The organism is Dyadobacter frigoris (genome assembly GCF_005280585.1).
Classification (GTDB): Bacteria; Bacteroidota; Bacteroidia; order Cytophagales; family Spirosomataceae; genus Dyadobacter; species Dyadobacter frigoris.
In genome coordinates this window covers 181161-193975 of record NZ_SZVO01000016.1, presented here as the reverse complement: position 1 = coordinate 193975, position 12815 = coordinate 181161, and the positions used below count along the sequence as shown (strand labels likewise).

Genomic DNA, 12815 nt, shown 5'->3' with positions numbered 1-12815 from the left:
GCCAAAATAGCTCCTCAGGAGCTCCTTGTTTATAGAAACTTGAAATGTACCATAAATCCTGGCTCTTTCGGAGCCTCCTATCCGAAAATTAATTCGCCCAAATTTAATTGATTAAAAATTCCAGGAGACTCCGATGGAGTCAGGGAATTGGTGTGCCTAATATCTTTCTATAAACAGGAAACGCCTACGCCGTTATGGCCAGACCAGGAAATTTTAAAAATAAAAACTCACAGAGATTATGCCAAAATAGCTCCTCAGGAGCTCCTTGTTTATAGAAACTTGAAATGTACCATAAATCCTGGCTCCTTCGGAGCCTCCTGTCCGAGATGATTTATCACTATTAAGTCAATATTTGAACAAAAAATTTTCGATAAATCTGATTGACACAACCTCAAACCAATTCCTCAACATCAACCAAAACCGATTTTCTGGTTAATAAATGAATAATCAACCAGGCTGTCAGATAGGTAAATCCGCAAATGGTAAATATGATATTGTACCCTCCGGCAAGGTTTCCGGCAGCTTTATAAGTATCCAACAAACTGCCGATCAGCATTGGAAACAAAATTCCTCCAAGTGCACCGGCGGTTCCTCCAATGCCAACAACCGAACTTACGGCTTGTTTTGGAAACATATCTGAGGCGAGCGTAAAAACATTAGTCGCCCAGGCCTGGTGAACTGCCACGGCAACGCTGATCATAGCCACAGCCATCCAAACGCCCGTTGCAAACTGAACCAGAATAATGGAAAGTTCAACAACGGCAAAGATGAAAAGAACTGTTTTCCTGGCCTTCAAAGTCGGATAACCTTTCTTAATTAAAATAGAAGAAAAATAGCCTCCAAGAATACTTCCGGCCGTAGTAGCTCCATAAATAATCATTAATTCCAGACTCGGTTTTTTCAAATCCAGGTTAAAAGTCGAGGCAAAATAGGACGGCAGCCAAAACAGGAAAAACCAGTAAATCGGATCAATCAGACCTTTCCCGGTTATATAAGCCCAGGTTTGCGGTAACGTAAATAATTTCAACCAGTTAACTTTCACTTTACCATCTTCCTTTATTTCCTGACCACTTTTTATATAGTCATATTCTTCCTGCGAAAGTCGTTTTTGTTTGGAAGGAACATCGTAAAATATCCACCAGAAAATCAGCCAGACAAAACCTAAGGCTCCCGTAATAATGAATACTTCATGCCATCCATAATTATTCAAAATCCACGGAACGATCATGAGCGCTACAACAACGCCTATACTTGTTCCGGCATTGAAAAGTCCGGTAGCCAATGCGCGCTCTTTTTTGGGAAACCATTCAGCAACTGTTTTGACAGCCGCCGGATAATTCCCGGCTTCTCCCAATCCCAGGCCGACACGCGCAAGTCCAAAACCAAAAGCACTCTTGGCCCAGGCATGTAAAATCCCAGCCACACTCCAAAAAATAATGGTGATAGCGTAACCAGACTTCGTTCCTATTTTATCAATAATCCATCCAAAAGTTAAAAGTCCAATCGCATAAGCAGCCGTAAATGCCATCACAATTCTGGCAAAATCAGTTTCTGTCCATTGAAATTCCTTTTCCAGAATTGGTTTCAGCAAACCAATTATCTGCCGGTCAAGGTAGTTGATTGTTGTAGCTGTAAACAAAAGAACGACAATAATCCAGCGATAATTTTTGGTTTTTGATTGAGACATACAAGGGAAATCCAGAATGAAATATTATTTTTATCTAACTCAAAACCAGAAGACTAGCGTTTATTAAGCTTCTCAACAAATTTCTGAAAATGCAGTTTTAGTCCGGCCCAATCTTTCTCTTTTATCAGTTTCTTGTCAAAAAGTTGGCCGCCAATACCCAGTCCATCAGCACCTGCTTTTAAAAATTCACTCATATTTTCAAGATTAATTCCGCCGGTTGGCAATACTTTCATCTTGTCAAGTGGTGCTTTTAAATCCTTAATATATTCTGGACCAAGAGAAGTTGCCGGATAAATTTTCACCATCGTAGCACCATATGACCAGGCGTTATAAAGCTCGGTCGGCGTAAAACCACCGGGAAAGACAGGAATCCCTTTTTTAACACAGGATTTTATAATTTTTTTATTAATAACCGGCGTGACAACAAATTGCGCACCCGCTTCCAAAGCATTTTCAAGATCATCCTTCGTACAAACCGTTCCGGCACCAATATTCAATCCCTCACTTTCATATTCCAGAGCATACCGGATAATATCCTCTGCACCAGGCGTGTTCATGGTAATTTCGATGGTCGTCAACCCGGCCTCTCGGAAAATTGGCAGGATCTGTTTTACCTCATTCAGTGACAGATTTCTAACAATACCTACGATGGGTGCCTTCTTAAATAGTTCTTCTGAAAATGATTCCTTACTCATGAGTTTGTATTATTCAGTTTTAATGTTTGATTCTGATATATTTTTATTTGTCCCGCAATGGTAGCTTTGTTAATCAAATCGGCCGAAATTGTCGTAGTCCTGTCCGACAGTCCGAGCTCTTCAACGGCCAGTTTATATAATTCATAAAGATTATTTCCACTGCATAAGATCAGTTTATTACTTTTATATTCCTTCAAATGTTTCAATTCATTTCCAATCAGCAAGCCGCTTAAATAACAGGCATTTTCACTCTTCGACATCTTATCAAAAAGCTGGTTCGTTCTTACTTTAAATAAACTGTTCAATAAATTGGAATAACCAGCTTGGCCGATACCCTTTTTAAATGCTGCCACTTCATATGTTGTTAACTTATTCTCTTTTCTGTTTTCTACCGAGTCTTTCAAAATGCTAAAATTTGTCATAATATTAAAAACTTCCCCGGTCATGAATGTCTGAAAGTTAACCAGTTGATTTTCTTTGACATACATATGTTTTGAATGAGTTCCGGGAAATATAAAAATGGCTTCTTTATTTCTAAATGCGTATAATTCTTCCAGATCTAAAAGTCCGACAAGCTGTGTTTCCTCTCCCCGCATGACATCCGTTTCACTTTTCACACCGGATATCAAAATGATTTCATGCTGAAAATCGTCCGGCGCCTCAAAACTTCTGATATCCGCCTGACTTCCGTCCGTGGGATAGGGCAAAGGTGAATAAGGAATTTCCTCCATACCAATCGAAGAGGAAGCCATTCCCGAAATCACAATGGCAATTCCGTCCATATCAAAAGACAGCCGGGTAGCTAATATATCTATTTGTGTTTTTAAATATTCCCGAAAAAACTGGTCTCTGCCAATATTTCCGCTCACCAGACTTGTCTGCCATGCATTAAAAATACTGGCAATACCCTCAAGGGTAACAATTTCACCAAGCAGCTTATAATCAGCAATTTCAATAAGTCTCAACCTGAACGATGATGTTCCCCAGTCGCAACATAAAAGATAATTTTTCATTGACCGATTCGGGGATTAAGGTTCTCAAAACTTGTCAGAATGAATCAGCAGAAACGATAATTTCTTAAAAAAAAGTAAAATCAGGGCAGTGCAAAAGCTACATAGGTTCCACCGGATTTTAAACCATATCTCGTTCCGCCCGCCGCAATGGCTATGTACTGTTTTCCTTTAACCATGTAGGTAATTGGGGTTGCAAAGCCACCGGCTGGCAAGTCATATTCCCAGACAACTTTACCTGTCTTGCTATCAAATGCCCGGATCTTTTCGTCATAGGTAGCGGCAATAAAAACCAGGCCGCCCGCAGTAACCACCGGTCCGCCGTGATTTTCGGTGCCAGTCGCCGGAATTCCTTTTGCCTTCAATTCCGGATATTCACCAAGCGGCACGGTCCACAAATATTCTCCTGTATTCAAATCAATCGCGTTCATGGTTCCCCACGGAGGTTTTATAGCCGGATAATTATCCTGGTCACGAAATTGCACATTCCCATTATTAAGATAAGGCGGCATGTATGGAAAATCTGACCCTGACGTATTTGAAACCTGCAATGCTGAGTTATGAATATCATTCGGATTCCCCGATTTGGCAACAGGCTGAGAATCAATTTTCAATAAAAAGTTAATGATCGCATTTCTGTCATCTTTGGAAATATGCTGAAAGGAAGGCATCCGCCCCCGCCCGGTTTCCAGGATCGTTGTAATTTGTTCTCTTGAAAGTCTTTTATCTACGTCAGTCAGATTTGGATAAGCCTGAGCTGTTGGAGTCTTTCCTGAATTGGCATGACACGCCGTACAATTTGTATTAAACAAAGTTGCACCTCTTGTTAAAGCTACTCCATTATTCTGAATTTTTGTATCTCTCATTTTCAGCCACCAAAGCATATTATTGGAATTTTGGTATAAAATCCCACTTGGATCTGCTGCGTTGCCACCCCATTCCGCTCCTCCTCCAAATCCATAATACAAGGTTCCTTCAAGGCTTGGCGGCAAATACTTACTTCCTTTTTTACTATTTACAAACCGATCCAAAACATAAGCATGAGCTTCCGGTGTAAGGTCTGTAATATCGGCTTCGGTTAATTCCTGGTTAGCAAAAGGTGCAGGCTTAACCGGAACTGGCTGCGTTGGCCAGGGCTTTTCGCCAAGCAAAGCTGGTGAAACCGGAACAGGAATTTCTTTTACAGGAAATAATGGTTTCCCCGTATCGCGGTCAAACACAAAGATCAAACCGTCTTTTGTTGCCTGAGCAACGGCGTCCGTCATTTTTCCATTGTGTTTTACTGTTATCAGATTAGGCGGACAGGGCGCATCGCGATCCCACAAATCGTGATGAATGGTTTGATAATGCCAGACACGTTTACCGGTTTTTGCATTAATAGCAATCACACAATTGGCAAAAAGATTCTTCCCATTTCTGGCCCCTCCATAAAAATCGACAGACGGAGAGCCTGTTCCGGCATAAACCATTCCTCGTTTTTCGTCTACCACCATACCTGCCCAGCAATTGGCGCCGCCAATCTTTTTGTATGAATCTTTCATCCAGGTTTGGTAACCATACTCGCCTGGAAGCGGGATCGTATGAAAAACCCAGGCCAGTTTTCCCGTTAAAACATTAATTGCCTGAATATAACCAGGAGGTGCATCACCGCCTTCAGAAACACTGGATCCCATGATTAACAGATCATCATAAATTACACCCGGCGTTGTACTTCTGATAGAAAGATTTGCCGTTTCATGACCAAAAATTTCTTTACCGCCCAACCCGATACGCAGGTCAACTTCTCCCTTATTTCCAAAGCTTAAAATCTGTTCGCCTGTTGTGGCGTTGATCGCATATAAAGTAGGCCCGACAGAATATAAAATCCTTTTATCAGCACCTTTTCCCCAGTAAACAACACCACGGAGCGGATGAAATCTTTGTTTTGTTTTGGGATCTGAAAAAGGATTGAATTTCCAGATTTCTTTGCCTGTCGCCGCGTCAATTGCAAAAAGTTTCATCTTAGGCGTTGTACCATAAAGTATGCCATCGATAACAATTGGCTGACATTGAATGTCCATTCCGCGTTCCTGGCCGCCTTTGTTTTCGTCTGTATCATAACTCCACGCCAGTTGCAGATTTTTTACATTTGCCGTATTAATCTGCCTTAAAGTTGAATATCTGTTACCCGCTTTATTTCCTCCATACGTTGGCCAATCCTGATTATCCGACTCGTTATAAACAAATTCCTTTTCTTTCCTCACACTCCCGCAGAGTACAAGAAAAATCAACAGGACCGGCATATATTTTAATGAAAGATATTTCATTTTGTATTTTTTTGACATGACAATACCGTGTTCACTTTTGCGGTGAACTGATAAACGACACTAGAAATCCGTTTTCTTATTTTAGGCCGGATTCTATACATCCGGCCTGATTTATTTAATTCTTCGCGGTAGTGAAAAATTCATAGTTAATCTTCCACTTCACTTCTTTTCCTGGCTCTACATTCAATTTGATATACGGTTCCGGGCAAGCCGTTGTCGGGCACGACCAGTAAACCAGTTTTTCAATCGGTTGGTCGCTGGTGATTTTCACACCGGCACCTGTTTTTACATTTTCAATTTTCAGGTCATAATCTTTTGGAGAAGATGTTAACCCTTTCAATCCGGCGCTGAAAACGTTTTCTTTGTTTGCCAGAGGTCGGGTATAAATAATAGACTTCCCTTCAACATTCGCAATAGTTCCAAAACCTTTACCTTCAGCAGCTACGTCAAATGGAAAAGTGATCTTGATTCCAGGTCCGGTTGGCTCATTATCAATCATGAAAAAATTGTGGTCATACACACTGGTCGAAATCGCTTTCTTCCCTGTGTTTTTAAGACTATGTTCCAAAACGAGTTCCGGTTTTCCTTTCACAAGTTTTATAATTTTGGTATAAACATAACCGTAACCGGTTTCATCGGTAAGCTCATGGGTAAATTCGACAATGTCATTCTTCCGTTTTACAGTACGTTTTCCATGATTTACCACCTCATAATTTGTTGCAAAAGAATACGGTTTGTCGTCCGGTTTTTTCAAAACCCCTACACCTATTTTCACAAAATCAGAACCGGCTTTTGTATCTGCATAATCCAGAGCAACAAATTCTTCCACCGGTCCGCTGATAGCGTCATGAATTTTAGGGTCGTATTTATCAAACCATTTCCCAAAGTAGGTATGTCCCTGATATTCAAGATTCGGTATAACACCTGACCAGTCAAATCGCGTTCCCTGATAATAGCCGTTGCTAACATCAGGCAAGTATAATTTTGCCTTGACGATACCATTTGTAATATCTGCCTCCGGGAAATCGGTTGCTGTGAAAACACCGCTGCAAAGACTGATTATCAATCCTATGCTTAAAAATTTCTTTTTCATCACTGTATTTCTTGGTTCAATGATAAAAGTGTACAAATTGTGGTTTTACTTATAAGGCGGATCAACGATTTTCAATTCATATGAAAGACTCATTGATCCGCCCCGGTAACTCATTAATTATTAAGATTCGGGTTTAAAGAAGTATCCGAATAAGGCAAAGGAAACCAGTAATTTGCCTTGGTAATCGCCCTGATCGGCTGAAGATCATCAGCACTTTTGTTTTTATTCGCCTCTTCCACTTTTTCCAGACGGATCAGGTCAAACCAGCGTGTTCTTTCACAGGCAAATTCCCATGCGCGTTCCTGAACAACTGCGTCAGCAAATTGTGTCGCTGAAAGTCCATCAGACGTAGACAATGCTTTTGTACCCGTAGCCCATCCTCTCAAACGAACCTGATTTACAGCATCATAAGCTGCTTGATCCGGTCCGCCCGTACCCCGCGCTTTCGCTTCTGCATATACCGTAAGCACGTGAGCGTAACGCATCATCACCGATGGCAGCGAAGCCTGATAGGTTGAAATATCACCTTTGATATACCATTTTTTGTAATATGGATGTTTTGTCAAACTCTGCTGCCATGGAATTTTTGTACTTGACAAACCGAATTCTGTACGGAAAGTGGCGTCTTTTCTTGGTCCGGCCGGGAATGCGTTGAAGAAATTAAGCTCAGCATACATATCATCCCAGCCACCTTCTTCACCTGGCATTGTTGTTAGTCCATAAGTTGAATTTCCAGTTGCGCTGCCACCGGTAAATCCATTTAACTGGAAAACTGCTTCTGCTGTTCCGGTTGAATTAGGATCATTATCAAACACGGCTGCAAAAGTTGAAAGTAACTGGAAGCCGTATTTATCTTTATTGTCAATAACCTCTTTGGCTTTTGCTGCTGCCAGGTCATATTTGTCTGTTTGTTTCAAAGGCCATCCCGCCATGGTCAGGTACACATCGGCAAGAAACGCCTTGGCAGAACCTCTGTTTGGTCTTCCCGGATCGCGTTTTGTATCAGGCAGGTTTACTTCGGCAACTTTCAAATCTGCCACGATCAGTTCATATACTTTATCAGGTGTTGTTTTGCTAACTGTCAACAGATCAGCAGAATATTCTCCCGCCAGAATCAAAGGAATGTTTCCATAGAAACGTGTTAACCAATAATAAGAAAACGCACGGATAAAATAAGCTTCGCCAACAATGATATCAATGGTAGCTTTTGTACCCGAAGTTTTTTGGTAATTATTAATCACATTATTCGCACCCTGGATTGCTTTGTAACACCCATTGTAAACCGCGCCGGAACGTTGGTTCGTAGTAGAAACATTGAACTGGTCAAATTCCCGCCAGTCCGCTTTATTACTTGCCGGGTGCGTTGTCACATCATCACTTCCGATTGTAGCTGCGTTGGCCGACGGGTGAATAAAACCCATACTCCATTGCCAGGCCAGGCCTTTGTAAGCACCAGTCAATGCAGATTCCAAACCATCCTGCGTAGATAAAACATTAGCTCCGTATAACAAACCTGTTGTATCTTCTTCCAGGTAATCTTTGCAGCTGGCACCCACAAACAGCAATGCAGCAAGCATGAGTAAATTATATTTTTTCATTTTCTTAAAAATTGAATATTTAGAAAGAAAGATTAAGGCCCAGCGTGTAAACTTTGGCATTTGGATAAGATCCGCGGTCGATACCAATAGCCGTATCCGTACCTGAACCTACGTTACTTGATTCCGGATCCGGACCAGAATATTTTGTAATGGTGAACAGATTGGTAGCGCTTCCAAATACTCTGATTGAACCAACATTTTTAAGTTTGGCCGAAGGAATGGTGTAAGAAAGACTTACGTTTTTTAATCTTACAAAACTTCCGTTTTCAATAAACCGGCTTGATTGCGTAAAGGGCTGATAAGTACTTGTGAATGCCGGAATATCCGAAGTTTCATTTCCAGGACGGTAGTAATCACGAATTTCAGTTAATAAAAACTGACGCGCTTCACCCGATCCTGACATGGCACCTGCACGGGTGTAGTTCAATTTATCAACACCAAAAACCGCGTTCATAAATACATTCAGCGTGAATCCGCCGTACGTAAACGTGTTATTCCAGCCACCGGTCATCTTTGGAAATGCATGTCCGATAATCTGGAAATCATCCGTAGTGATGCTATTATCGCCATTTAGATCCTGATAATGAGGATCTCCCGGAACGCGTCCCTGTTTTGCTGCAATATCTGCTTCATTTGGTTTAAAGGTTCCCAGATATTTCAGCCCCCAGTAAGAACCCAGCGGTGCACCCGGCATCAGCATAAATTCGTTGGTAATGGACATACCGCCACCCGTTCCCGTACCGGTTCCTAAACGTGGTAACCCACCAAGATCCTGAACTTTATTTCTCAAGGTCGAAAAATTCAGGTTCGTTTCCCATCCGAATTTTCCTTGTACCGGTGATCCTCCGATTGAGAATTCAAAACCTTTATTTTCGATTTCACCCACATTACGAGTTTGTGTTCCGCCACCTGCATAACTTGGAATAGAAACATTCAAAAGCAAATCCGTTGTGTTTTTATGGAAATAATCTGCTTCCATACGGATTCTGCCGTTCAGGAATTCCATTTCTACACCTACGTCTGTTTGTTTAGTAGTTTCCCATTTCAAATCCTTATTTCCTGCATTTCCCTGAATCACACCTGCTGTAATCGAGTTGTTGTTGTAGGAAACGAAAGTTGTATTATAAGAAGATAATGTAGCGTACGGGTTGATAGCCTGGCTGCCCGTCATACCCCAGCTTCCTCTCAGTTTCAAATTGCTGAAAACATTCAGGTTTTTGATGAATTCTTCCTCAGATAGTCTCCATCCCAAAGCCACAGAAGGAAAAACGCTGTAACGGTTTGCAGGACTGAATTTTGAAGATCCATCGCGCCTTACTGCCGCAGAAACCAGATACTTGTCTTTGAATGCATAATTTACACGCCCCAAAAAGGATAATAAAGTCCATTTTTGGAAACCTGAGGAAACAGACGAAGCCGAGTTGCCACCAATATTGTCATAACCAAGCTGAGGGAAACGAAGTCCGCTCGCATTAGCTGTGAAATTTTTGTTGGTATACTGCTGCGTTTCAAGTACAGCTACTGCATTGATCGAGTGGTTTTTAATGGTGATATTATAGTTTAAGGCATTTGTATTTTGAAGCGTTACCTGATCAGATGAATAGCGCGAGGCGTTTGGCACGTTATTCGAAATTCTTGATCCGTTGAAATTCTTATTCTGCTGATCCAGATAATTGATCGCGTATTGTAAATCCAGGGTAAGTCCTTTTATTGGAAGCTGGTAATTTAATCCGCCGATGGCGTTGACATTCGTTTTGAAATAATCATTCGATTTGTCATACAAATTATCCAACGGACTTCTTGATACAGAACCTGTTGGATCCGAATAAGTTGGTAATCCATCTGCTCCGTATGCCGGTGTGGTTGGAGCCCATTGCAAAGCTTCAATTAAAGCTCCGCCACCATCGGTATTGTGGTTAAAAGAATTTGCTCCATTCAAATTGAAACGCAAAGCAAGTTTACTATTAACCTGTGTAGTAAGATTTGTTCTAAAAATATAGCGTTTAAAACTGCTGTTTTCCACAATACCTTTTTGATTGACATAATTACCCGAAACCAGGAACGTTGTTTTATCATTTCCACCGGTAACGGTAACCTGATGCTGCTGTCCGTGCCCCGTTCTATATACAAGATCCTGCCAGTCAGTACCGCCGTTTTTCTTATAATCTGCAATCTGCGCTGCCGTAAATGGCGGCGTTGAACCTGTTGCAGAGGCACGCGCGTTAACGATTTCTGCAAATTCTCCGGCTGGCAACAAGTCAAATTTCTTGATCACATTCGAAACACTTCCTTGTCCTTCGTAGGTAACCTTCACTCCTTTTGTTCCTTTTTTTGTTGTGATAATAACCACGCCATTCGCTCCTCTGCTACCATAAATAGAAGTTGATGCCGCATCTTTCAAAACCTGAAGTGAAGCAATATCGCTCGGGTTCAGCAAGTTATAATCGGCACCGATAAATCCATCGATAACATATAAAGGATCATTATTTCCCAAAACCGAATTGGCACCACGAATACGAATTCTGGAATCTCCGCCCGGTGCTCCATTCGACTGCGTTACCTGAACACCCGTTGCGCGGCCTTGTAAAACCTGGTCCAGACGAGTTACTGGCTGCTGGGCAAATTCTTTTGTGGAAATAACGGATAATGCACCCGTCACGTCTGTTTTTTTCTGGGTACCATAACCCACAACTACGACTTCATTCAACGTTTTAGATTCCTGTGTCAACTGCATATCAATGATCGAACGGCCATTGATTTCAACAGTCTGGCTGACATAACCGATAAAGGAAAACACCAGCGAGCCTTTCGCAGGCGCATTAATTGTGAACTTTCCATCGGCATCTGTCGCCGTTCCCTGCGAGGAGCCACTGACAAGAATGTTTACGCCCGGTAATACTGCATTATCGGCATCGGTGACTTTACCTGAAATTTTTACGTCCTGGGCATAAGCAAAGCCGAGACACAAAAACAGGTTAAAAAAAACAAGACTTACAACTTTTTTCATACCTTAAAGTTTTAAGAGTACAGAATGATTTAAGAAAATTTTCGACTGATTTATTATTGAAGAATTAGGGGTTTCAAATACAAGAACTTCTGATTACCAATCGACTACCGAGCCGTCGAAAGGATTGTAGGACTCAGGATTTTTCCAATCATGCCCGATCTTATCAGCAAGCTTATCTTCATCGAGTTCCACACCAAGGCCGGGGCCGCGGGGAATCAATACACTACCGTCTTTTTCCAGTTTGAAAGGATTTTTGAGATACCCTTCCCCGAGCGTAACCTGCTCCTGCACAAGGAAATTGGGAACACTTGCAGCTAAATGCAGACCGACGGCAAGCGAAATTGGACCCATTGGATTATGCGGTGCAATTGGAACATAATAGGCTTCGGCCATTCCCGCAATAATTCTTCCTTCGGTAATTCCGCCAGCATGGCAAAGATCTGGTTGAACGATACTTACAGCACGTTTTTCCAATAACTCCCGGAAACCCCATTTTGTAAAAATCCGTTCTCCGGCAGCAATTGGAATGTGTGTTCCGCGCGCGATATCTGCCATGATATCAACGTTTTGCGCCTGACAAGGTTCTTCGATGAACATGGGCTGATATTGTTCCAGTTCTTTGATCAAAACCTTTGCGGTTTGGGGAGATATGGCTCCGTGGAAATCAATCGCAATATCCATTTCCGGGCCGCCTGCCTGTCTAAGTGAGGCAAAGTTTTCGGATGCATATTTTATAAAAGCAGGATTTTCAATTATGTTAGCCGGGGTCTTTTTCGCTACTCCGGTTTTAATGACGGTATATCCTTCCTTTTTCCTTTGCTTCATTTCTTCCGCATTAGCAGCACGACCATAAATCCGAACCCGGTCACGCGTTGGACCGCCGAAAAGTTCGTAAACCGGCACATTCAAAAGCTTACCTTTGATATCCCATAAAGCATGATCAATTCCACTCAAAGCACTGGTCAAAATCGGGCCGCCACGATAAAAGGCGTGGCGATAAATGGCTTGCCAATGATGAATGATATGTCTTGGATCTTTGCCAATAAGATATGGTTCAATCTCTTTTATAGCCGTTTGAATGGTTAAAGCGCGTCCTTCCAAAAGCGGCTCCCCGAGGCCTGTAACGCCAACATCGGTATGAATTTTCAAGAAAATCCAGCGCGGTTTTATCAAAATCGTTTCCAATTTTGTGATCTTGACGGTGCTGTAATCCTGAAAATGTCCGGGATTTGAGGCATAGGACGACTGAGGTAAAACCATGGTAGTCATGGCCGTAACGCCCAATACGGATTGTATCGCATCCCGCCGTGAAATTCCTGATTCGGTAGAAGATTTCATCATTTTACGAATTAAGACAAATAAGTAAATTCTGAGCTTGCCGGATATTAAATCCGGCAAGTCTGATCCCGAAAGATCAAC

Annotated in this window: 8 protein-coding genes; all 8 read right to left on the bottom strand. The window is 41.9% G+C overall.

From position 1 onward, the window contains the following. Positions 1-391: 391 nt before the first annotated feature. Positions 392-1687: an MFS transporter gene (locus FDK13_RS27925; RefSeq protein ID WP_137343313.1), complete on the bottom strand. Its 1296-nt coding sequence runs from the start codon at positions 1685-1687 to the stop codon at positions 392-394. A gap of 53 nt (positions 1688-1740) precedes the next feature. Continuing rightward, complete coding sequence (locus tag FDK13_RS27920) at positions 1741-2382, bottom strand: bifunctional 4-hydroxy-2-oxoglutarate aldolase/2-dehydro-3-deoxy-phosphogluconate aldolase (RefSeq protein WP_137343312.1); 642 nt, start codon at positions 2380-2382, stop codon at positions 1741-1743. Next, entirely contained in the window at positions 2379-3395 is a 1017-nt protein-coding gene (locus FDK13_RS27915; RefSeq protein ID WP_137343311.1) for a 2-dehydro-3-deoxygalactonokinase, read from the bottom strand. Before FDK13_RS27915 ends, FDK13_RS27920 begins: the two co-directional genes overlap by 4 nt. Positions 3396-3475: 80 nt before the next feature. Continuing rightward, positions 3476-5698 (bottom strand): outer membrane protein assembly factor BamB family protein, encoded by a 2223-nt coding sequence (locus FDK13_RS27910; RefSeq protein WP_229216239.1) that lies wholly within the window; start codon positions 5696-5698, stop codon positions 3476-3478. 115 nt (positions 5699-5813) lie between these two features. Next, on the bottom strand, positions 5814-6791 hold the full coding sequence (locus tag FDK13_RS27905; RefSeq protein ID WP_137343310.1) for a hypothetical protein: 978 nt from the start codon (positions 6789-6791) through the stop codon (positions 5814-5816). 113 nt (positions 6792-6904) lie between these two features. Continuing rightward, positions 6905-8389: a RagB/SusD family nutrient uptake outer membrane protein gene (locus FDK13_RS27900; protein WP_137343309.1), complete on the bottom strand. Its 1485-nt coding sequence runs from the start codon at positions 8387-8389 to the stop codon at positions 6905-6907. Between the two features lie 19 nt (positions 8390-8408). Continuing rightward, a complete protein-coding gene (locus FDK13_RS27895; protein WP_137343308.1) occupies positions 8409-11396 on the bottom strand; it encodes a SusC/RagA family TonB-linked outer membrane protein in 2988 nt (995 codons plus the stop codon). A gap of 93 nt (positions 11397-11489) precedes the next feature. Further along, positions 11490-12734 carry a galactonate dehydratase gene (dgoD, locus tag FDK13_RS27890; protein WP_137343322.1) on the bottom strand — a complete coding sequence of 415 codons (1245 nt, stop codon included), beginning with the start codon at positions 12732-12734 and terminating at the stop codon, positions 11490-11492. Positions 12735-12815 lie beyond the last annotated feature (81 nt).

What these genes read in the sequence shown, in the direction of transcription:
- FDK13_RS27925 (WP_137343313.1), bottom strand. Translation starts at nt 1,687, where the DNA reads ATGTCTCAATCAAAAACCAAAAATTATCGCTGGATTATTGTCGTTCTT.
- FDK13_RS27920 (WP_137343312.1), bottom strand. Translation starts at nt 2,382, where the DNA reads ATGAGTAAGGAATCATTTTCAGAAGAACTATTTAAGAAGGCACCCATC.
- FDK13_RS27915 (WP_137343311.1), bottom strand. Translation starts at nt 3,395, where the DNA reads ATGAAAAATTATCTTTTATGTTGCGACTGGGGAACATCATCGTTCAGG.
- FDK13_RS27910 (WP_229216239.1), bottom strand. Translation starts at nt 5,698, where the DNA reads ATGAAATATCTTTCATTAAAATATATGCCGGTCCTGTTGATTTTTCTT.
- FDK13_RS27905 (WP_137343310.1), bottom strand. Translation starts at nt 6,791, where the DNA reads ATGAAAAAGAAATTTTTAAGCATAGGATTGATAATCAGTCTTTGCAGC.
- FDK13_RS27900 (WP_137343309.1), bottom strand. Translation starts at nt 8,389, where the DNA reads ATGAAAAAATATAATTTACTCATGCTTGCTGCATTGCTGTTTGTGGGT.
- FDK13_RS27895 (WP_137343308.1), bottom strand. Translation starts at nt 11,396, where the DNA reads ATGAAAAAAGTTGTAAGTCTTGTTTTTTTTAACCTGTTTTTGTGTCTC.
- dgoD (WP_137343322.1), bottom strand. Translation starts at nt 12,734, where the DNA reads ATGAAATCTTCTACCGAATCAGGAATTTCACGGCGGGATGCGATACAA.